16 protein-coding genes and 1 tRNA gene are annotated in these 20,391 nt (G+C 71.2%); 11 read left to right on the top strand and 6 right to left on the bottom strand.

The window, feature by feature from the left end; all coding sequences use genetic code 11:
* Positions 1–43 precede the first annotated feature (43 nt).
* From yidC to rpmH, 3 genes are read right to left on the bottom strand one after another with little or no spacing between them, the layout of a single operon-like run.
* Positions 44–1,870, bottom strand: coding sequence for a membrane protein insertase YidC (yidC, locus tag F0L46_RS05655; RefSeq protein WP_149816081.1), 1,827 nt, complete (start codon positions 1,868–1,870; stop codon positions 44–46).
* Positions 1,863–2,288: a ribonuclease P protein component gene (gene rnpA, locus F0L46_RS05650; protein ID WP_149816080.1), complete on the bottom strand. Its 426-nt coding sequence runs from the start codon at positions 2,286–2,288 to the stop codon at positions 1,863–1,865. The genes yidC and rnpA overlap by 8 nt, the downstream gene beginning before the upstream one ends.
* A 16-nt stretch (positions 2,289–2,304) precedes the next feature.
* Positions 2,305–2,439, bottom strand: a complete 135-nt coding sequence (rpmH, locus tag F0L46_RS05645) for a 50S ribosomal protein L34 (RefSeq protein WP_149816079.1) — start codon at positions 2,437–2,439, stop codon at positions 2,305–2,307.
* A 200-nt stretch (positions 2,440–2,639) separates the two neighbouring features.
* Between rpmH and F0L46_RS05640 the strand changes: the two genes are divergently transcribed.
* From F0L46_RS05640 to F0L46_RS05625, 4 genes are all read left to right on the top strand, one after another.
* Entirely contained in the window at positions 2,640–3,476 is an 837-nt protein-coding gene (locus F0L46_RS05640; protein WP_149816078.1) for a TVP38/TMEM64 family protein, read from the top strand.
* Positions 3,477–3,576: 100 nt separating this feature from the next.
* Positions 3,577–5,019: a dihydrolipoyl dehydrogenase family protein gene (locus tag F0L46_RS05635; protein ID WP_149816077.1), complete on the top strand. Its 1,443-nt coding sequence runs from the start codon at positions 3,577–3,579 to the stop codon at positions 5,017–5,019.
* Between the two features lie 3 nt (positions 5,020–5,022).
* Positions 5,023–6,489: a sensor histidine kinase gene (locus F0L46_RS05630; protein ID WP_149816076.1), complete on the top strand. Its 1,467-nt coding sequence runs from the start codon at positions 5,023–5,025 to the stop codon at positions 6,487–6,489.
* Between the two features lie 42 nt (positions 6,490–6,531).
* Positions 6,532–6,608: transfer RNA gene (locus F0L46_RS05625), tRNA-Arg, on the top strand.
* Positions 6,609–6,743: 135 nt separating this feature from the next.
* Here F0L46_RS05625 and F0L46_RS26565 read toward each other — a convergent pair.
* Entirely contained in the window at positions 6,744–7,085 is a 342-nt protein-coding gene (locus F0L46_RS26565; RefSeq protein ID WP_149816075.1) for a hypothetical protein, read from the bottom strand.
* Between the two features lie 761 nt (positions 7,086–7,846).
* Here F0L46_RS26565 and F0L46_RS05615 point away from each other — a divergent pair.
* Positions 7,847–8,845 (top strand): acyltransferase family protein, encoded by a 999-nt coding sequence (locus F0L46_RS05615; protein WP_188311866.1) that lies wholly within the window; start codon positions 7,847–7,849, stop codon positions 8,843–8,845.
* Between the two features lie 747 nt (positions 8,846–9,592).
* On the opposite strand, the gene glpD is transcribed toward F0L46_RS05615, so the two are convergent.
* Complete coding sequence (gene glpD, locus F0L46_RS05610; protein WP_149816073.1) at positions 9,593–11,137, bottom strand: glycerol-3-phosphate dehydrogenase; 1,545 nt, start codon at positions 11,135–11,137, stop codon at positions 9,593–9,595.
* A gap of 161 nt (positions 11,138–11,298) precedes the next feature.
* Positions 11,299–12,108: a DeoR/GlpR family DNA-binding transcription regulator gene (locus F0L46_RS05605; protein ID WP_149816072.1), complete on the bottom strand. Its 810-nt coding sequence runs from the start codon at positions 12,106–12,108 to the stop codon at positions 11,299–11,301.
* 138 nt (positions 12,109–12,246) lie between these two features.
* Here F0L46_RS05605 and F0L46_RS05600 point away from each other — a divergent pair, with 138 nt between their 5' ends.
* The 6 genes from F0L46_RS05600 to F0L46_RS05575 all read left to right on the top strand — a co-directional run bounded on the left by F0L46_RS05600 (position 12,247) and on the right by F0L46_RS05575 (position 20,388).
* Complete coding sequence (locus F0L46_RS05600; protein ID WP_149816071.1) at positions 12,247–13,482, top strand: multidrug effflux MFS transporter; 1,236 nt, start codon at positions 12,247–12,249, stop codon at positions 13,480–13,482.
* Between the two features lie 88 nt (positions 13,483–13,570).
* Positions 13,571–14,737 carry a YncE family protein gene (locus tag F0L46_RS05595; protein ID WP_240539884.1) on the top strand — a complete coding sequence of 389 codons (1,167 nt, stop codon included), beginning with the start codon at positions 13,571–13,573 and terminating at the stop codon, positions 14,735–14,737.
* Between the two features lie 11 nt (positions 14,738–14,748).
* Positions 14,749–15,048 carry a GNAT family N-acetyltransferase gene (locus F0L46_RS05590; RefSeq protein ID WP_149816070.1) on the top strand — a complete coding sequence of 100 codons (300 nt, stop codon included), beginning with the start codon at positions 14,749–14,751 and terminating at the stop codon, positions 15,046–15,048.
* Positions 15,049–15,053: 5 nt separating this feature from the next.
* On the top strand, positions 15,054–16,016 hold the full coding sequence (locus tag F0L46_RS05585; RefSeq protein ID WP_149816069.1) for a pirin family protein: 963 nt from the start codon (positions 15,054–15,056) through the stop codon (positions 16,014–16,016).
* A gap of 152 nt (positions 16,017–16,168) precedes the next feature.
* The gene (locus F0L46_RS05580) at positions 16,169–17,245 is read left to right on the top strand and encodes an efflux RND transporter periplasmic adaptor subunit (protein WP_149816068.1); all 1,077 of its coding nucleotides are present in this window, start codon (positions 16,169–16,171) and stop codon (positions 17,243–17,245) included.
* Positions 17,246–17,256: 11 nt separating this feature from the next.
* The gene (locus F0L46_RS05575; RefSeq protein WP_149816067.1) at positions 17,257–20,388 is read left to right on the top strand and encodes an efflux RND transporter permease subunit; all 3,132 of its coding nucleotides are present in this window, start codon (positions 17,257–17,259) and stop codon (positions 20,386–20,388) included.
* Positions 20,389–20,391: the final 3 nt, after the last annotated feature.

The raw sequence follows: 20,391 nt of genomic DNA, 5'->3' as shown, positions 1-20,391 counted from the left end.
CACTTCGTGCATCCCTCTCCTCATGGGACAGGGGAGGGAGCGCTCACCCCTTGGCGGGCGCTTTGCGGGCGAAGGTGCTGCGCAGGTTGTCCCAGAGCTCAACCTTCACCCCGTTTCGCCGCATGATCACATATTGCTGCGAGATCGAGAGGAAGTTGTTCCAGGCCCAGTAGATGACGAGGCCCGCCGGGAACGAGGCCAGCATGAAGGTGAAGATCACCGGCATCCAGGCGAAGACCTGGGCCTGGATCGGGTCCGGCGGGGCCGGGTTCATCTTCATCTGCAGCCACATCGTGATGCCCATGATGATCGGCCACACGCCGATCATGAGGAAGGCGGGCACCGAGTAGGGCAGCCAGCCGAACAGGTTGAAGAGCGAGGTCGGATCCGGCGCGGCGAGGTCCTGGATCCAACCGAAGAACGGCGCGTGCCGCATCTCGATGGTGACGAAGAGCACCTTATAGAGGGCGAAGAACACCGGGATCTGGATCAGGACCGGCCAGCAGCCGGCGACCGGGTTGATCTTCTCCTTCTTGTAGAGCTCCATCAGCGCCTGCTGCTGCTTCATCTTGTCGTCCGCGTAGCGCTCGCGGATCGACACCATCTCCGGCTGCACGGCCTTCATCTTCGCCATGGAGGCGTAGGACTTGTTGGCAAGCGGCAGGAAGAGCAGCTTCAGCATCACCGTGACGATGAGGATCGACACGCCGAAATTGCCGAACAGGTGGTAGAAGTAGTCCAGGACGTAGAACAGGGGCTTGGTGATGAAGTAGAACCAGCCCCAGTCGATCAGGAGGTCGAAGTTCTTGATGCCGAGCGACGTGCGGTAGCTGTCGACGATCTTGACCTCCTTGGCGCCCGCGAAGAGCCGCTTGGTCGACTCCGCCGTGGCGCCGGGGGCGACGGTGCGGGCGTCGCCGAGCGTGTTGGCCTGGTAGATCTCCCGGCCGCCGTCCTGGCGCACGGTGAAGCTGCCCTGGTAGGGCGTCGTCTGCTCGGGCACGACGGCCGCGGCCCAGTACTTGTCCGTGATGCCGAGGAAGCCGCCGGTCACGCCCGTCCAGGCCTTGGTGCGCGCGCCCGTAGCCGGCAGCACCGCCTCCTTGTCGAGCTTGGCGTAGGTGTATTCCTGCAGGCCCTGGTCGCCGAGCACGCCGGTCAGGCCCTCGTGGAGGACGTAGTAGCCGAGCGTGGTGGGGCGGCCGTGGCGGGAGACGAGGCCGAAGGGATAGAGCGAGAGCGGCTCGCCGGTCCGGTTCTCCACCGTGTCGTTGATCGTGAACATCGACTTGTCGTCGATGCCGATCACCCGGCGGAAGATCACCCCCCCGCTGTTGTCGTAGGTGAGGGTGACGGGGTTGCCGGGGGTGAGGGTCTGCCGGTCGGCGGTCCAGACGGTCTCGAAGGTGGGCACGCCCCCGGGCACGTTGCCGGCCGCCACCCAGCCGAATTCGGCGTAATAGGGGTTGGGGCTGCCGGACGGCGAGAACAGCACGATGTTCGGACTGCGGCGGTCGACGGTCTCGGTGTAGTTCTTGAGCACCACGTCGTCGATGCGCGCGCCGCGCAGCGAGATCGAGCCGCGCTTCGTGGGGGTGTCGATCGCGATCCGGGCGCTGCGCTGGAGCGCGGCCTCGCGGGTCTCGGCGACCGGCGCGCCGGTCGCGGTGGGCAGGGTGCCCGGCACGGGCTGGGAGGGACCGCCCGCCTCGCTGGGGCTCGGCGCGCCCGGAACCGGCGCGCTCGTGGTCTGGCCCGCTTGGGGCACCTGCGTGCGCTGCGGCGGCGGCGAGAAGAAGTACTGCCAGCCGAGCAGCACGACCACCGACATCACGATGGCGAGAAGCAGGTTCTTGTTATCCTCACGCATGAGGCGTTCCGTGGTGAGAGGCGGTGGGGGGGCGCGGCGCGGCCGGGGCGGGGGCCCTCGGCTTCGACGTGACGTGGAGTGCCCGGGCGAGATCGTCAACCAAGACGGTGTAATCCGCCGCAAGGGCCGGGCGCCGGGCGATCACCACGAGATCCATGGGACGGTCCGCGAAGGCCGCCAGGGCCTGCTTCACGGCCTCTCGCAGGCGCCGCTTGATGCGGTTGCGCTCGGTCGCATGGCCGACCTTGCGGGTCACCGTGAGGCCGACCCGGAGCCCGACGGCGTCGGCCCCGGTCCGCACGCGGCCTTGCACGGTCATGCGCTCGGTATGAAAGCGGCGGCCCGAGGCCGCCGCCAGGAAGTCCGGACGTTTGGTCAGGCGCCCGACCGACGGCGCGCGCGACGAGGGGTCGCGCATCGGTCGCGGCGTCCGATCAGGCCGACAGGCGCTTGCGGCCGTGACGGCGGCGCGCCGCGATGACCTTGCGGCCGCCGACGGTGGCCATGCGGGCACGGAAGCCGTGGCGGCGCTTGCGCACGAGCTTGCTCGGTTGATAGGTCCTCTTCACGGCCTTGGCTCCGGTCGCATGGGAGGCCGGCGCGGGCCCGATGCCTCGCCGCCGCTACTCCCGAATGGTTGGCTGCACAAATAGGGGCAGCGCCCGCCGGGGGCGCCGCTCCGTTGCGCGGCTTATGGCGGAACCTCTGTGATAAGTCAACGTCATCCCGATCAGGAGCGGCCTCGCCGCCCAAGGATCAGCCCCGCCCCGTGACCCAGGACGCCCCCCGAGATCCCCCCCTTCCGCAGGCCGCCGAGGCCCCCGCGCCGCGGCGCCGGCGCTGGCTGCTGCGCCTCCTTCCCGTGGTCGGGATCGCCCTCTTGGCGGCCGCGATCCTCGCCACGGGCCTGCACGAATCGATCGGGATCGAGGGCCTCATGGACCGGCGCGACCAGCTGCGCGGGTTCGTGGCCGAGCGCCCCCTTCTGACCGCGCTGGGCTATGCCGGCGTCTACGTCCTCTTCGTGTCCCTCTCCCTGCCGGGCGCCTGGTGGCTCTCGGTGATGGGCGGGTTCCTGTTCGGGTGGCTCGCCGGCGGCGCGCTCGCCGTGGTCTCGGCGACGACGGGTGCCGTCCTCATCTTCCTCGCCGCCCGCACGTCGGTGGGCGAGGCGATCGTGAAGCGGGCCGGGCCCCGGCTCACCCGCTTCCTCAAGGCGTTCCGCCGCGACGCCTTCTCCTATCTCCTGATCCTGCGGCTGCTGCCCGTGATCCCGTTCTGGGTCAACAACCTCGCCCCGGCCCTCGTCGGGGCGCGCCTGTCGAACTTCGCCGCCGCCACCTTCCTCGGCATCATCCCCGTCACCTTTGCCTTCGCCTTCGCGGGGGAGGGGCTCGACCGGATGATGTCCGAGGAGCGCCTCGACCAGGCGGCCTGCCAGGCGGCGGGGCACGCCTCCTGCGGGCCGAGCCTTGCGATCTCCGACCTCCTGACCCCGCAGCTCATGGCGGCGGTCGCGATCATCAGCGTGCTCTCCCTCCTCCCCATCCTGTTTCGCCGGCGGCTGGGGCTCGCCGGGGTCAGGCCGCCGGACGACGAGGAATAGGGCAGGGGACGCGCCGCTCGCGCTTGCGTCCCCCCGCCGCTCTCGACGCCCGGCTCCGGAGGGCCTAATCCCTTCGGGGCAGAGCAAAGCGGGGGACCCGATGGCCGACCTTCTCAAGCCGGACCTGTGCGTGATCGGCGCCGGCTCCGGCGGGCTGTCGGTCGCAGCCATCGCCGCCGCCTTCGGCGTGCCCGTGGTGCTCGTCGAGCGCGACCGCATGGGCGGCGACTGCCTCAACGCGGGCTGCGTGCCCTCCAAGGCGCTGCTCGCGGCGGGCCACCGCGCCCAGGCCATCCGCGAGGCGGCCGCCTTCGGCATCGACGTGCCCGAGCCCGTCGTGGATTTCGCCCGGGTGCGGGCCCATGTGCGCGGCGTGATCGCGAGCATCGCCCCCAACGATTCGGCCGAGCGCTTCACCGCCATGGGCGTGAAGGTGATCAAGGCCGAGGCCCGCTTCGTCGACGCCCGCACCGTCGAGGCGGGAGACATCCGGATCCAGGCGCGCCGCTTCGTGCTCGCCACGGGATCGCGCCCCGCCGTCCCGCCGATCCCCGGCCTCGACACGGTGCCCTACCTCACCAACGAGACCGTCTTCGACCTCGACGTCCGCCCCCGTCGCCTGATCATCGTGGGCGGCGGGCCGATCGGGGCCGAGCTCGGCCAGGCCATGCGCCGGCTCGGCGCCGAGGTGGTGATCCTGGAGGCGGGCCGGCTCCTGCAGCGGGACGATCCCGAGATGGCGGCGGTGGTGGGCCGGGCCCTCGTGTCCGAGGGCGTCGAGCTGCGCACCGGGGTCGCGATCCAGCGGATCGGGGGCAAGGCGGGCGCGATCGAGGTGACGCTCGCGGGCGGGCCGGGCGAGGCCCCCGAGACGGTCGAGGGCTCGCATCTCCTGCTCGCCACGGGCCGCAGCCCCACCGTCGAGGGGCTGGGCCTCGAGGAGGCGGGCATCGCGGTGGAGCGGGGCGCGATCCGGGTCGACGGGGGCCTGCGCACCTCCAACCGGCGCGTCTACGCCGTCGGCGACTGCGCCGGGGGCGGCACGGAGGGCCTGCGCTTCACCCACGCCGCCAATTACCACGCCGGCATCGTGGTCCGCCGCGCGCTCTTTCGCCTGCCGGCCTCCGTCGACAACCGGGTCATGCCGCGGGTCACCTACACGGATCCCGAGCTCGCCGCCGTGGGCCTCACCGAGGAGGAGGCGCGGGCACGGCATGGGAGCGTGCGCATCCTGCGCTGGCCCGTGGCCGAGAACGACCGCGCCCAGGCGGAGCGCCGGACCCAAGGCCACGTGAAGGTGCTCGTCGGGCGCGGCGGGCGCATCCTGGGCTGCTCCATCGCGGCGGCGGGCGCGGGCGACCTCATCGTGCCCTGGATGCTCGCCATGCGCCGCAACGGCACCGTGAGCGACATCGCCAACCTCGTCTTCCCCTATCCGACCCTCTCCGAGATCTCGAAGCGGGCGGCGGTGGAGGACCTGAAGCCCGCGTCCCGCAGCGGCCTGCTGCGGGGGCTCGCGGGCGCGCTGCGCTGGCTGGGGTGAGCCATGGACGGGGTCGGGCGCGAGGGTGAGGGATCGGTGGGCTTCGGCCTCTCGGCGCGCCTGCTCGTCCTCACGGTCGCCTTCGTGATGCTGGCCGAGATCCTCATCTACGTGCCCTCCGTGGCGAATTTTCGCGCCGGCTGGCTGCGCGACCGCCTCGCGGCGGCGCAGGTGGCGGCCCTGGTGCTCGACGCGGCCCCCGATTCGCGCCTGCCCGAGGGGCTCGAGATGCGCCTGCTGGAGGGCGTGGGGGCGCGGGCAGTGGCGGTGCGCGGCGGCGGCACCCGGCGGCTCCTCAGCCTCGACCCCATGCCGCCGGAGGTGGGCCGCGTGGTGGACCTGCGGGGCGCCGGGAGCCTCGTTCTCATCCGCGATGCCTTCGCGACCCTGCTCGCCCCCGCGGGCCAGCCCATCCGCGTGGTGGGCGAGGGCGTCGACGGGGCGGACTTCGTCGAGATCGTGCTCGAGGAGGAGCCGCTGCGGGCCGCGATGCTGCGCTTTTCCGTCAACATCCTCATCCTGTCCCTCGTGATCTCGGGGATCACGGCGGGGCTCGTCTTCCTGGCGCTCCACCGGGTGATCGTGCGGCCGGTGCGGCGGCTGGCCGGCAACGTCGCGGCCTTCGCCGAGAACCCGGAGGATGGGGGGCGCATCATCGACCCGTCCGGGCGGCGCGACGAGATCGGGCTCGCCGAGCGGGCGCTGGAGCGCATGGAGACCGCGCTCGCGGGGGAGCTGCGCCAGAAGCGGCGCCTCGCCGATCTCGGCCTCGCGGTGAGCAAGGTCAACCACGACCTGCGCAACATGCTCACCACGGCCCAGCTCCTCACCGATCGCCTCGGCACGCTCACCGACCCCCTCGTCCAGCGCACGGCGCCGCGCCTCGTGGCGACGCTCCAGCGCGCCATCGACTTCTGCGAGGCGACGCTCGCCTATGGCCGGGCGGGGGAGCCCCTGCCGCGGCGCGGGCCCGTGCGGCTCGCCGAGATCGCCGAGGAGCTGCCCGACCTCGTGGACCTCGCGCCGGGGGCCGGGATCACGCTGCGCCTCGACATCCCCGCCGACCTCACGATCGACGTCGATTCGGGCCAGCTCTCCCGCGTGCTCGTCAACCTCGTGCGCAACGCCGTGCAGGCGCTGGCCCAAGGGGGCGCCCAGGGCGGTCCGCCCATGATCCTGGTGAGCGCACGCCGTGCCGACGGCGCCGTGACCATCCGCGTGGCCGACAACGGGCCGGGCCTCGCCAATCGCAGCCGGGCGCATCTCTTCGAGGCCTTCCAGGGCGCCGCCCGCCCCGGCGGCACGGGCCTAGGCCTCGCCATCTGCGCCGAGATCGTGCGCGCCCACGGCGGCACCATCAGTCTCGACGACACGGGGCCGGGCGCCCATTTCCGCGTCGTCATCCCCGACCGTACCACGGGCGCCGCGAACCTCGAAAAGGGGGTTGCCAAGCGCGCATCGACCCTTTAAGTCACGCGCTCTGTCCGGGCGGCCCCGCCGCCAACGAGACACGCGCCCGTAGCTCAGCTGGATAGAGCACCAGACTACGAATCTGGGGGTCAGAGGTTCGAATCCTTTCGGGCGCGCCATTCTTCTCAAGCACTTAGGTCACGTTCGTTACCCGAGCCTATGCGGCACCTGGATGCCAGGGTAACGTTCAGGGTAACAGCCCGCGGCCTCACCCGCCGGCCGCTACCCCGGCCTCGTGGCGCGACACCCTCCCGCTAAGCACAAAGGCCCCGCGCCTGACATCTCCCTAGCGTCCAAGACGCTTGGCCGCCCACCTCCGCCACCCGGCGCAGGACCACGAGGCGGAGAGCTTGCTGCCCCTCGGACCCGATCGGGTCGCGCTCCTCTAGCCCTACGAGCACGCGGGCCACAGCCGGCAGCGCGGCTCTCCCATGGCGAACGCCGGCGAACTTCGCGAGCAGCCGGTCTCGCTCGGCTGCAGGCTCGTCGACTTGCGCGTCGGCGACCCCGTGGTCGAGCGCGTCGGTGGCGCGGGGAGCTCCCTCGATCACGCCCAGGATTGCAAACGCGCGCGGGTCATCGTTGGTCGCCGTCATGGTCTGCCCCGGTCTTCCGGGGGCGGCTTGGAGGAATGCGGAGTGGTTGTTGTCAGGGGCGGTCAGTCCCCCAGGCGTCGCTGGCCTTGATATGGTCGAGCACGGCTACGACGAGCCGCTGCGCGGCGGGGCCGGGCACCTAGTCGAGGGCGCCCAGCGCCAGAGGCGCCCAGTGCCCGAGGCTCACGTTGGAGAGCGGCCTGAGAGCCTGCCCCCAAAAGGGTTCGCTCCTGTCCCCCTCATGCTGAGGAGCCCGCGCAGCGGGCGTCTCGAAGCACGCAGCACCTCGCCACAGCTGTCCGGAGATCCCTGGGGCGCCCTTCGAGCCCCGCCTCCGGCGGGCACCTCAGGACGAGGGGGAGGGTAGGCCGTCCTCACGAGCCAGCCTCTCAGGTCGGCCGCGACTTCGGCGCAGGGCTCGATCCATCCACGGTCGACCTCGCCCTCTCGATCGCCGCTCGCGCGGCTCCGTGGCCCGTGTCCAGGCCGCGATTTCCAGCGCGGCTGGCCGTCCCATTTGCCCTAGGGCATCGGCTTCGCCGGCTCGGCCCGGTGCGGGGCGTGGCGCAGGTGTTCGCGGCCTGAGCGTCGGGGTCCTGCTGGGACCCTGCGGGCCTCAGCGGGTCCGGCCTCGAACCGGAAGGCCTGGAGCGGCTTGTGGGCGGGGTTCATGGGAGGCTGCTAGGCCGATGCGGGATCGTCCGACCGTTGACTTGACGGGGACCGCGTGGTGTCTCGCCCGCTCCTCCACAGGACGGCGAATGATCGGTAATCTGCAGCTATTGCGCGGCTACGCGGCCCTGGCCGTGGTGGTCTACCATCTGGGGTTCACCTACGGCCTGCCGCACGGCACCGACTTCAAGGGCGTCGCGATCTTCTTCGTGATCTCAGGCTTCCTGATGAGCGGCTTCGCCCATCAATCGCCCGCCGTGTTCCTCTGGCGCCGCCTGGCGCGCATCGCTCCGCTCTACTGGGCCTCGACGTTCCTGATGGTCTGGCTGTTTGGCGGCTGGGCCTGGCACGACTGGCGGGACGTTGCGCTGAGCCTCGCCTTCGTGCCCCATCTCGACGCGCGGGGGACCTGGCAGCCGACCCTCGGCGTCGGGTGGACGCTCGTTCTCGAGATGTGGTTCTACCTGCTCTTCGCGGGTGCCATGGCCCTCGTCGGCCGGCGCGCGCCGCTGTTCGTGGCCGGACTGCTGGTCGCGCTGGTCGCCGTTCTGCAGGTCTCCGGGACGCGGAACGTCTGGGCGCTCTATCTCGGGCACCTCTACAATCTTCATTTCGTGCTCGGGATCGCGCTGTTTTATGCCACACGGTCGATGAAGCGGCCCGCCGTGGAGCGTCCGATGCTATGGCTCGTGCTGCCGCTCGTCATGGGCATCGGCGCGGTGATCTGCCTGTCCGAACCGCCTCCCCCCGATTCGTGGTCTCATGTGATCAGCTATATGGTCCCGGCCAGCATCGTCGGCGCAGCCGTATGGCTCGCACGCATTGGAGCGGACATGCAGAACCGGTGGGCGATGCGCCTCGGCGACGCCTCCTATGCCGTCTACCTGCTACACACGATCGGCATCGAGTGGTTCCGGCAGAAGGGCGTCATTCTCCACGAGAGCGTCGGGTGGAGCGTCGCTTTCGTCGTGGCGCTGGTCGCCGTTTCCTACGCCGTCTTCCGGCTGTTCGAGGTCCCGGCGCGGACGATCCTCACGCGCCGCCCGCTCAGGTCTGGTCAGGCCAAACCGGAGCCGGCAGTGATGTGATCAAGGCGTCGAGGGCCGGCGCCGGAGCCCCGCCCTGGATGGCCGCGAAGGTCGCGAACACGGATGTCCGCGTCGCGCCAAGCCACAAGCGCCTCAGCCTCCGACATCCAGGCCGGGAGCGCGCCGGCGACGTCGCTCGCGCATCACACCGCCAAGCCGTAGCCCTCAGCCTTCGCGGTCGCCTTTATGCGCGGTTCACCTATCCGACCTGGGCCGCCAGCATCGGCCTCCCGATCGGGTCGATGGCGATCCCCATCCTCGTCACCGGGCCGGTCGCCTGGCTCGCGATCCTGCTCATGGCTCGGGGCTCGCGGTTACCGGTGCGCCTGCGCGTGCCGCGGGGCCGTCGGTCCCGGACGCATCGGCTGGTGGAGGTCGTGTGCACGGGCGTCGCGGTGTGCGAGGCCCTGCTCGTTCTCTCGGGGATCCCGCCCCTGTACTTCCCCATGCCTCCGTTCACGGCCGCTCGCGCCTATGCTTGCGCCTCGGGCCGGGCCCTTCGGCTGACGCGCGCGGATCCCGATCCCGGCGCACACCGCGCGTCAAGGCGATGAGGACGCCTCCTCGGGGCGCTGCCCCGCGCGCCCGATGAGGAGCGACATGTCGTGCCGCTCAGCCTCGTCGAGGGGGCGATGGCGAGGACGTGGCGGCCGAAGCGGAGCGCGTGTCGCACCAGTTCGCCGTCCCCTCGCCGACATGCTGAGACCGGACCCTCACCCCCGACGCAGGCGCCGCCGCGGTCGAGCGCTACGCCGCTTGTCCCCCGCTCGCGCTCTCGGGCGCCGTCCGCTCGGCTTCTGCCGCCATGAAGGCGTCGAGGGCTGCGGCCTGGTCGGGGGTGACGCGCAGGCCGAGCTTGGTGCGCCGCCAGAGCACGTCCTTGGCGGTGCGGGCCCATTCCTCGCGCATCAGGTGGCGCACCTCCGCCTCGGTGAGGTCGGCGCCGAACAGCTGACCCAGATCGGCGGCGGACTTGGCGTCGCCGAGGAGCCGCCGGGTCCAGGTGCCGTAGGCGCGGACCAGGCGCGCCGCGTGGGCGGGCGCGAGGAAGGGATACTCCCTCATGATCTGCGCCACGAGGGCCGGGTATCCGTCGGCCGGGAAGTCGCCGCCGGGCAGGGCCGCGGTGCCGGTCCAGGCCGGGCGGTCGGCCGCGGCGAGGTGGCCACGCAGCCGCTCGAGCGCGGCCTCGGCGAGCCGGCGGAACGTGGTGATCTTGCCGCCGAACACGGACAGCATCGTCGCGCCGCCGGTGGTGTCGAGGCTCAGCACGTAGTCGCGGGTGGCTTCCTGGGCCTTCGAGGCGCCGTCGTCGTAGAGCGGGCGCACCCCGGAATAGGTCCACACCACGTCGTCGCGGGTGATGGGCTTGAGGAAATACTCGCTCGCCGCGGCGCAGAGATAGTCGATCTCCTCCGGGCTCGCCTCCACGTGGGCGGGGTCGCCCTTGTAGTCCCGGTCGGTGGTGCCGATGAGGCAGAAGTCGCGCTCGTAGGGGATGGCGAAGATGATCCGGCCGTCCGCGTTCTGGAAGAAGTACGCCTTGTCGTGGTCGAACAGGCGGCGCACCACGATGTGGCTGCCCTGGACGAGGCGCACGGCCGCGGGCGCGTTCGCCCGCGCCACGCCGCTCAGGACCTGGCCGACCCAGGGGCCGGCCGCGTTGACGAGGACGCGCGCCTCCACGGTCTCGCGGATCCCGTCGGCGGTCTCGGAGACGAGCCGCCAGCGGTCGGGCAGGCGCTCGGCCGAGACCACCGCCGTGCGGGTGCGGATCGAGGCGCCGCGCTCGGCCGCGTCGCGGGCGTTGAGCACCACGAGGCGCGCATCCTCGACCCAGCAATCGGAATATTCGAAGCCGCGCACGAAGCCGGGCTTCAGGGGCTTGCCGGCTGGATCGTGGGTGAGGTCGAGGAGCGCCGTGCCCGGCAGGCGCTTGCGCCCGCCGATATGGTCGTAGAGCAGCAGCCCGATGCGCAGGAGCCAGCCCGGCCGCAGGCCCCGGTGGTGGGGCAGCACGAAGCGCATCGGCCAGACGATGTGCGGGGCGAGGCTCCACAGCACCTCGCGCTCCATCAGGGCCTCGCGCACGAGGCGGAACTTGTAGTGCTCCAGGTAGCGCAGGCCGCCATGGATGAGCTTCGTCGAGGACGAGGAGGTCGCGCTGGCGAGGTCGTCGCGCTCGAACAGGACCACGGACGCGCCCCGTCCGGTCGCGTCGCGCGCGATGCCCGTGCCGTTGATCCCGCCGCCGATCACGGCGAGGTCGAAGAGGTGGGGGCTCGCTGCCAAAGGGGCTCTCCTGGCGTCCCGCGGGCTCCGGACGCCGCGTCGGGTTTCGTTTCGCTTGCGGATATAAGCTAAGTGCGCGCCGAAGCGATCACAAGCAGAAAGCCGCCGCGATCCTCAGGGTTCGCCTCAGGGGCCGCATCCCCCGGCGCGAGCCACCCGGCTCACGCGACGGGCTCGCCCGCCGGGTCGGGGTGCACGTCGCGGCCGCCCACCTCGACGAGGCGCACGCCGAGCTCCGCGCAGAGCGCCCGCAGGGGCGGGGAGGGGAGGGCGTCGGTCACGAACACGTCGACCTCCGACAGGTGGCCGATCCGCACCGGGGCCGAGCGCTCGATCTTGAGCCGGTCGGCGACGAGGATCACCTGGCGCGCGTTCTCGATGATGGCGCGCGAGACCCGCACCTCCCGGGGGTCGAAGTCGAGGAGCGAGCCGTCCTCGTCGAGGGCCGAGGTGCCGATCACGGCATAGTCGACCTTGAACTGGCGCACGAGCTCCACCGCCGCCGCGCCCACCACGGCCCCGTCGGAGCGCCGCACGGGCCCGCCCGTCATCACCACCTCGATGCTCGGATGCCGGTAGAGGGCGGTGGCGACGTTGAGGTTGTTGGTGATCACGAGCAGGCCCTCGTGCTCGCCGAGGTGCCGGGCCACCTCCTCGGTGGTGGTGCCGATATTGATGAGGAGCGAGGCGTTGTTCGGGATGAGGCGCGCGGCGGCCGCCCCGATGGAGCGCTTCTCCTCCTGGGCGATGAAGCGCCGCGCCTCGTAGGCGACGTTCTCCACGCCCGACGAGACCACCGCGCCGCCGTGGATGCGCGACAGGAGCCGCCGCTCGCACAGCTCGTTGAGATCCTTGCGGATGGTCTGCGGCGACACGCCGAAGCGCGCGGCGAGCTCGTCCACTCCGACGCGCCCCTGCGTGCGGGCAAGGCCGATGATCTCGCGTTGGCGGGCGCTGACCTGGATGTCCATGAACGGCCGATCTTTCGTCTTCGCCTCAATCTGGCAGAAAACGAAAGAGAAGCGAAGGGCGCAGCCGGCGCCGTGCAGGGCTGGCATGCGCCGCGCCCGATTGCCCCCCGGCGGGGATCCGGCGACAACACGAGGGCCATGGACGCACGCAGCCCCACCAGCGACGCCGCTCCGGCGGAACGCCGCCACGATCCGATGGGCTTTCGCGAGTTCGTCGGGATGATCGCGGGGCTGATGGCCCTCAACGCGCTGGCCATCGACATCATGCTGCCGGCGCTCGCGCAGATCGGCATCGCGCTCGGCGTGCAGGACGAGAACACCCGACAGGTGGTGCTCTCGGCCTATCTCGTGGGCTTCGGGACGGGCCAGCTCCTCATCGGCTCGGTGTCTGACCGGTTCGGGCGCCGGTCGGTGCTCATCGCGGGGCTCGCGGTCTATGTCGCGGCGGCCCTGCTCTGCGCCGCCGCCCCGAGCTTCGGGCTGCTGCTCCTCGGGCGCCTCGTCCAGGGCCTCGCCTCCGCGGCGCCGCGGGTGGTCACCACGTCGGTGGTGCGCGACTGCTATGCCGGGCGCAACATGGCGAGCGTGATGTCGCTTGCCATGACGGTGTTCATGGCCGTGCCGGTGCTCGCGCCCTCGGTCGGGCAGTTCATCATCCTGTTCGCGTCCTGGCGCGCCATCTTCGCCTTCCTGACCCTCTACGGAATCGTCATGCTGGCCTGGGTCGCGGCGCGCCTGCCCGAGACGCTGCCCCCGGGCGAGCGGCGCTCGATCTCGCCCCGACAGGTCGTCGCCGCCTATGCCGAGGTTCTGGGCACGGGGCGCACGCTCGGCTACGCGCTCGCCGGCGGCACCATGTTCGGCTCGATGTTCGGGTTCCTGGTCTCCTCGCAGCAGATCTTCACGGGGATCTTCGGCCTGGGCGCCTATTTCTCGCTCGCCTTCGCCTGCGTCGCGCTTGCCATGTCGGCGTCGTCCTTCCTCAACTCGCGCCTCGTCGGGCACTACGGCATGCGGCGCCTGTCGCACGGCGCCGTGGCGCTGTTCGCCCTCCTCTCGACGGCGATGGCGCTGCTCGCCTGGACCGGGCACCTCTCGTTCCCGCCCTTCATGCTGCTGCTCGGCGGGATGATGTTCCTCATCGGGATGGTGTTCTCGAACTTCAACGCGCTCGCGATGGAGCCGCAGGGGCATCTCGCCGGCACCGCGGCGTCCGTGATCGGGTCGGTGTCGACCCTGGTGGGGGCGACCGTGGGCTACGCGATCGGCCAAGCCTATGACGGCACGCTGATCCCCCTCGCGACGGGGTACATCCTGCTCTCCCTCCTCACCCTCGCGATCCTGTCGGTCACGGAGCGAGGCCGGCTGTTCTAGGCCCGCTCTGCGCAAGCCCGGCGCTTGCCAAGCGGCGGGGGTCTGCCAGGATCACGCAACGGCAGGACGGAACGAGGGGAGAATCACGATGAGGAACGTGTGTGTCGGGCTGCTGGCGCTGGGCGCCGCCCTGGCCGGGGCGGAGCGGGTCCAGGCGGCCCCGTTCATGATCGTGGGCAACGACGAGAAGCTGATCTGGGACGAGGAGGGCAAGACGGTCCTGTCGGCGCCGGGCCGCGACACGGTGCTGATCGTCGATCTCGCCGAGCCCGAGAACCCGCGCGTCGTGGCGACGCTGCCGCTCAAGAACTCCGTCGCGGGCCCGCCCGTGAACCTCGCGATCAACCCCGCCGGCACCCTCGCCCTCGTGGCGGACTCCGTGGACGTGATCAAGGACGGGGAGGCGCTCAAGCAGGTGCCCGACGATCGGATTCACGTCATCGACATGACGGCGAGCCCGCCGAAGCTCGTCGAGACGATCCGGGCCGGCAAGCAGCCCTCGGGGCTCAGCATCAGCCCGGACGGGACGCTCGCGCTCGTGGCGAACCGGGCCGACAACTCGATCTCGGTGCTCTCCATCGACGGCATGCAGGTGCGGGTCACCGATACGGTGGCGATGGGCGACCAGGTGGCGCACGTCACCTTCACCCCCGACGGCAAGCGTGCGCTCGCGGTCAAGTTCCCGGCCGGCAAGGTCTCCGTGCTCGAGGTGAACGGCGGCAAGGTCACCTACAACAAGCTCGACCTGCCCACCGGCCCCTGGCCCTACAACGTGGCGGTGAGCCCCGACGGCCGGCTCGCGCTCACCGCCGACAACGGCAATGCGGGCGCGTCCGACGGCAGCGTCGACACGGTGAGCGTCGTCGATCTCGAGGCCCAGCCGCCCCGCATCGTCGATCGGGTGGTGGTCGGCGACGGCCCGGAGGGGCTCGCGATCAGCCCCCAGGGCGACCTCGCCGTGGCGGCGATCCTGCGCGGCTCCAACGCGTCGAGGAAGGCCTACTTCTACAACTCGAAGGGCACCATCGAGGTGCTCAAGATCGCGGGCAAGCAGGTGACGCGGGTGCGGTCGATCGAGGTGGGCGGGCTGCCCGAGGCGGTCCTGTTCACGCCCGACGGGCGCTATCTCTACGTGGGCAACTATCTCGACAGCGACTTCTCGATCTTTCGCGTCGAGGGGCAGGACGTCGTGGACACGGGCAAGCGCTTCAAGGTCTCGGGCCACCCCGCCTCGGCCCGCATGAGCCCGCGCTAGGAGATCCATCCATGCCGGACGACGCCGCGCCCGCCGAGATCCGCCACGAGGAGAGCCCTTCCAAGGGCCGCTACGCCATCCGGGTCGAGGGGATGGAGGCCGAGATGACCTATTCCCGGGCGGGCGAGCATCTGCTCATCATCGACCACACGAGCGTGCCCGACGCGCTGCGGGGGCGCGGGATCGGGGCGATCCTCGTGCGCCGCGCCGTCGAGGACGCCCGCGCGGCCGGCAAAGGCATCATGCCGCTCTGCCCCTTCGCCAAGGGGCAGTTCGACCGCCATCCCGAATGGTCCGACATCCTGAGGTAGACGCCATGAGCTGGACTCCCTGCCCCGATCCGACCCCCGGCGACCGGGAGAGCGCCGACGCGATCGAGATGCTGATCGTGCCCCGCGCCGTCGACCTCGGCGAGATGGAGGTGCGCCGCGCGCTGCCGTCCGTCAAACGCCAGATGGTCGGCCCCTTCATCTTCTTCGACCAGATGGGCCCGGCGGAGTTCCTCACCGACCAGGGCATCGACGTGCGGCCCCACCCGCACATCAACCTCGCGACCCTGACCTACCTGTTCGAGGGCGAGATCCTGCACCGCGACAGCCTCGGCACCGAGAAGGCGATCGAGCCCGGTGCCCTCAACTGGATGCGGGCTGGGCGCGGCATCGTGCATTCCGAGCGCACGAGCCCGGCGCGGAGGCAATCGGGGCAGCGCCTGTTCGGGATCCAGAGCTGGATGGCCCTGCCGCAGGACCAGGAGGAGACCGATCCCGCCTTCGTGCATCACGGCGCGGGCGAGCTGCCCGTCGTCGAGGTGGACGGGATCAAGGCACGCCTCATCGCGGGCTCGGCCTTCGGCACCCGCTCGCCCCTGGCCACCCCCTCCGAGACGCTCTACGCGGACGTGCAGCTCGCGGCGGGAGCGCGGCTGCCGGTCGAGCCCGCTTACGAGGAGCGCGCGCTCTACACGATCGCGGGCGAGATCGAGGTGGCCGGCCAGTCCTTCGAGCCGGGCCAGCTTCTGGTCCTCAGGCCCGGCGACCAGATCGTAGTGCGGGCGAAGGGCGAGGCGCGGTTCATGCTGTTCGGCGGCGCCCCCATGGAGGGGCCGCGCTACATCTGGTGGAACTTCGTCTCGTCCCGGCCCGAGCGCATCGAGCAGGCCAAGGAGGAATGGGCGAAGGGCCGCTTCGACACCGTGCCCGGTGACGTGGAGGAGTTCATCCCCCTGCCCGAGACGAAGGACAAGCCCCGGCGCGCGACGGGCGGCGTCCACTATCCCTGAGGAAAGCCGCAGGGTGGCGGGTGTGCTCCGGCGCACATGGCCGCCGCGGCAGGCTCAAGCTGATGAGTGATGATAATTGAAATTCATCACTCGTCCGCTATCCTCCCCGGACGAGCGCTCCCCCGCGGAGCGTGAATCGTCCGAGGCGCGCCATGCATTCCCGTCCCCTCCTGCTCGGTCTCTCCCTCGCCGCCCTTCTGGCCGCCTGCCAGGAGAAGCCGAAGGAGGCCGCCAAGCCCGACCGCCCCGTCCTGGTCCAGGAGGTCGCCTTCGAGGCGCGGGTCCAGGAGCGCACCTTCGTGGCCACCATCCGCCCGCGCGTCGAGACGGATCTCGGCTTCCGGGTGCCGGGCAAGGTCGCCCGCCGCCTCGTGAACGCGGGCGACGCCGTGACGGCGGGCCAGCCCCTGATGGTCCTCGACGCGACGGACCTGCGCCTCCAGGTCGAGCAGGCTGAGGCCGAGGGCAGGGCCGCCGAGGCCGCGCTCACCCAGGCCGTGGCCGAGCTCGGGCGCCTGCAGGCGCTGCGCGGTCAGGGCTGGTCGACGGCGGCGGCCTATGAGCGCCAGACCGCCGCCACCGAGGAGGCGCGCGGGCGCACCGCCCGGGCCGAGCGCGCCCTCTCGCTTGCCCGCAACGCCCTCTCCTACGCGATCCTGCGGGCCGACGCCGACGGCGTCGTGACGGCGGTGCTCGCCGAGCCGGGCCAGGTGGTGGCCGCGGGGCAGGCCACGGCACGGGTGGCGGGCTCGGCCGAGAAGGAGGCGGTCGTCGCGATCCCCGAGGCCGGCATCGGCCAGTTGCGGGAGGCGGAGGCCTCGCTGACCCTCTGGTCGAGCCCCGATCACCGCTACGAGGCCCGCTTGCGCGAGCTCTCGGCCTCCGCCGATCCCGCGACCCGCACCTATCTGGCCCGCTTCGCGCTCCCCGGCGCGGACGATCGCGTGCAGCTCGGCATGAGCGCCACGGTCACCCTGCGCGAGAAGGGCGGCGACCGCATCGCGCGCCTGCCGCTTTCGGCCCTGTTCAACGGGGGCGGCGGGCCCGCCATGTGGGTGGTCGACGCCGACGGGCGGCCCGCGCTGCGCCCCGTCGAGGTGGCGGCCTACGAGTCCCGCGACGTCCTCGTGCGGACCGGGCTCAATCCCGGCGACCGGGTCGTGACGCTTGGCGTGCAGAAGCTCGATGCGGGCCAGCGCGTGCGCATCGTCCAGGCGCTCGAGTTCTAGGAGCCCGACCCATGAAGCGGTTCAACCTCTCCGAATGGGCGGTCCGGCATCAGCCCCTCGTCCTGTTCCTCATCCTCGCCGTCGCGGTCGCGGGCTTCGTCTCCTTCAGGGGCCTGGGCCGCGCGGAAGACCCGAACTTCACGATCAAGAACGTGATCGTCACCGCCTCCTGGCCCGGCGCGACCGCGCAGGAGATGCAGGACCAGGTGGCGGACCGGATCGAGAAGCGGCTCCAGGAGCTGCCCTGGTTCGACAAGGTCGTGACCTATACCAAGCCCGGCTTCACGGCGATGAACGTGGGCTTCCGCGACAACACGCCCGCCAGGGAGGTGCCGCAGCTCTTCTACCAGCTGCGCAAGAAGATCGGCGACGTGAAGGGCGACCTGCCCCGCGACGTGAGCGGGCCCAACATCAACGACGAGTTCGGCGACGTCGACTCGCTCCTCTACATGATCACGGCGCCCGGCGCCGACGCGGCGCAGAAGAAGCGCGTCGCGGAGGCCCTGCGCCAGCGCCTCCTGAAGGTGCCCGCCGTCACCAAGGTGACCCTCTACGGCGTGCAGGACGAGCGCATCTTTGTCGAGTTCAGCCACGCCAAGCTCGCGACGCTCGGCATCCCGCCCCAGGCCCTGTTCGATTCGCTCGCCCGCCAGAACGCGGTCGCGCCCGCCGGCACGGTGCAGAGCGGGGCGCAACGCATCCCGTTGCGCATCACGGGCGCCCTCGACGGCGAGCGCGCCGTGGCCGAGACGCCCGTGGAGGCGAACGGCCGGGTGTTCCGCCTGGGCGACATCGCCACGATCACCCGGGGCTTCAAGGATCCGGCCGAGTTCCTCGTGCGCCAGCGCGGCGAGCCCGCGCTCGCGGTGGGCGTCGTCATGGCCAAGGGCGCCAACATCCTCTCCTTCGGGCGGGAGGTGAAGGCGGCCGTGGACGAGTTCACGGCCTCCGTCCCGCAAGGGTTCGAACTCGAGCAGATCGCCGACCAGCCCAAGGTGGTCGACGGGGCGATCGCCGAGTTCGAGCATTCCTTCCTGGAGGCGCTGGCCATCGTGCTCGCGGTCTCCTTCCTCTCGCTCGGCTGGCGCACGGGCATCGTGGTGGCGCTCTCCGTGCCCCTGGTGCTCGCCATCACCTTCGCGGTCATGAGCGTGCTCGGCATCGACCTGCATCGGATCACGCTGGGCGCCCTCATCATCGCCCTGGGGCTTCTCGTGGACGACGCCATCATCGCCGTCGAGATGATGGTGGTGAAGATGGAGCAGGGCTGGGACCGGCCGCGCGCCGCCGCCTTCGCCTGGACCTCCACCGCCTTTCCCATGCTCACCGGCACCCTCGTGACGGCCGCGGGCTTCCTGCCCATCGGCTTCGCGAACTCCGCGGTGGGCGAATATGCGGGCGGCATCTTCTGGGTGGTGGCGATCGCGCTCGTGGCGTCCTGGTTCGTGGCGGTGATCTTCACGCCCTATCTCGGGGTGAAGCTCTTGCCGAAATCCATGGCGGCGCACGGCCACGCCGACCCGCACGCCGTCTACGAGACCCGCACCTACCGGATCCTGCGCGCGGTGGTGCGCGCTTGCGTGAACCGCCGCGGCCTGACCATCCTCGCCACGATCGGCATCTTCGCCGGCTCGATCGTGGCCTTCGGCCGGGTGCAGCAGCAGTTCTTCCCCCTCTCGGAGCGGCCCGAGCTGTTCTTCCAGCTGCGTCTCCCCGAGGGCACCGCCATCGGCGTCACGGACGAGGCCGCCCGCAAGGCCGAGCGGCTCCTGCGCGACGATCCCGACATCGAGACCTATTCCACCTATATCGGCCAGGGCTCGCCCCGGTTCTGGCTCGGCCTCAACCCGCAGCTGCCCAACGAGGCCTTCGCCGAGACCGTGATCGTGGCCCGGGACGTCGCGGCCCGCGAGCGCATCAAGGCGCGCCTCGAGACGGCGGTCGCCAACGGCGCCCTCGCCGAGGCGCGGGTGCGCGTCGACCGGTTCAATTTCGGCCCGCCCGTGGGCTTCCCCGTGCAGTTCCGGGTGGTCGGGCCCGATCCGATGAAGGTGCGCGAGATCGCGGGCCAGGTCCGCGAGGTGGTGCGCGCCAATCCCAACGCCGTCGATCCGCATTTCGACTGGAACGAGATGACGCCCTCCGTGCGCGTGGTCGTCGACCAGGAGCGCGCCCGTGCCCTCGGCCTCGACCCCTCGACGGTGGCGCAGACCCTCCAGACGCTCATCTCCGGCGTCACGGTGACGAGCGTGCGGGAGCGGACGGAGCGCGTCGACGTGGTGGCCCGCGCGGTGCCGGGCGAGCGCCTCGATCTCGGGCGCATCGGCGAGCTCACGATCCTGTCGCGGAACGGGCTTGCCGTGCCCCTCTCCCAGGTCGGGCGCATTGAGTACGCCCACGAGGAGCCGATCCTCTGGCGGCGCAACCGGGACATGTCGATCACGGTGCGGGCCGACGTGGTGGACGGCGTGCAGCCGCCCGACGTGACGGCCCAGATCTGGCCGGCGCTCCAGCCGTTGGCGAAGAACCTCGCCCCGGGCTACCGGCTGGAGATCGGCGGTGCGGTGGAGGAATCGTCCAAGGGCAACGCCTCCATCTTCGCGCTCTTCCCCCTGATGATCGGCGTGATGCTCACCCTGCTGATGATCCAGCTCCAGAGCTTCTCGCGCCTCATCCTCGTGTTCCTGACCGCACCCTTGGGATTGATCGGGGCGTCGCTCGCGCTCAACCTTTCGGGCAAGCCCTTCGGCTTCGTGGCGCTGCTCGGCCTCATCGCGCTCGCAGGGATGATCATGCGCAACGCCGTGATCCTCGTGGACCAGATCGAGACCGACGTGGCGCACGGCCTCACCCGGCGCGAGGCCATCGTCGAGGCGACCGTGCGCCGGGCCAGGCCCGTGGTGCTCACGGCGCTCGCCGCGATCCTCGCCATGATCCCGCTCGCCGGCTCCGCCTTCTGGGGGCCCATGGCCTACACGATCATGGGCGGGCTGTTCGTCGCGACCTTCCTGACGCTCCTGTTCCTGCCCGCGCTCTACGCCCTGTGGTTCCGGCGCAGGCTCGACGAGCGCGGGGAGGCGCCCATGCCCGACATGCCGGCGATGGAGCCCCTCCCGCGCCCGCTCGCCATCGCGGCCGAGTAGGCC

The organism is Salinarimonas soli, from assembly GCF_008386575.1.
Taxonomy (GTDB): domain Bacteria; phylum Pseudomonadota; class Alphaproteobacteria; order Rhizobiales; family Beijerinckiaceae; genus Salinarimonas_A; species Salinarimonas_A soli.
Note: the sequence above shows the minus strand (reverse complement) of the source record. Positions and strands in the feature narration are given on the sequence as shown.

What these genes read in the sequence shown, in the direction of transcription:
- yidC (WP_149816081.1), bottom strand. Translation starts at nt 1,870, where the DNA reads ATGCGTGAGGATAACAAGAACCTGCTTCTCGCCATCGTGATGTCGGTG.
- rnpA (WP_149816080.1), bottom strand. Translation starts at nt 2,288, where the DNA reads ATGCGCGACCCCTCGTCGCGCGCGCCGTCGGTCGGGCGCCTGACCAAA.
- F0L46_RS05635 (WP_149816077.1), top strand. Translation starts at nt 3,577, where the DNA reads ATGGCCGACCTTCTCAAGCCGGACCTGTGCGTGATCGGCGCCGGCTCC.
- F0L46_RS05630 (WP_149816076.1), top strand. Translation starts at nt 5,023, where the DNA reads ATGGACGGGGTCGGGCGCGAGGGTGAGGGATCGGTGGGCTTCGGCCTC.
- F0L46_RS26565 (WP_149816075.1), bottom strand. Translation starts at nt 7,085, where the DNA reads ATGACGGCGACCAACGATGACCCGCGCGCGTTTGCAATCCTGGGCGTG.
- F0L46_RS05615 (WP_188311866.1), top strand. Translation starts at nt 7,847, where the DNA reads ATGATCGGTAATCTGCAGCTATTGCGCGGCTACGCGGCCCTGGCCGTG.
- F0L46_RS05605 (WP_149816072.1), bottom strand. Translation starts at nt 12,108, where the DNA reads ATGGACATCCAGGTCAGCGCCCGCCAACGCGAGATCATCGGCCTTGCC.
- F0L46_RS05600 (WP_149816071.1), top strand. Translation starts at nt 12,247, where the DNA reads ATGGACGCACGCAGCCCCACCAGCGACGCCGCTCCGGCGGAACGCCGC.
- F0L46_RS05595 (WP_240539884.1), top strand. Translation starts at nt 13,571, where the DNA reads ATGAGGAACGTGTGTGTCGGGCTGCTGGCGCTGGGCGCCGCCCTGGCC.
- F0L46_RS05590 (WP_149816070.1), top strand. Translation starts at nt 14,749, where the DNA reads ATGCCGGACGACGCCGCGCCCGCCGAGATCCGCCACGAGGAGAGCCCT.
- F0L46_RS05585 (WP_149816069.1), top strand. Translation starts at nt 15,054, where the DNA reads ATGAGCTGGACTCCCTGCCCCGATCCGACCCCCGGCGACCGGGAGAGC.
- F0L46_RS05580 (WP_149816068.1), top strand. Translation starts at nt 16,169, where the DNA reads ATGCATTCCCGTCCCCTCCTGCTCGGTCTCTCCCTCGCCGCCCTTCTG.
- F0L46_RS05575 (WP_149816067.1), top strand. Translation starts at nt 17,257, where the DNA reads ATGAAGCGGTTCAACCTCTCCGAATGGGCGGTCCGGCATCAGCCCCTC.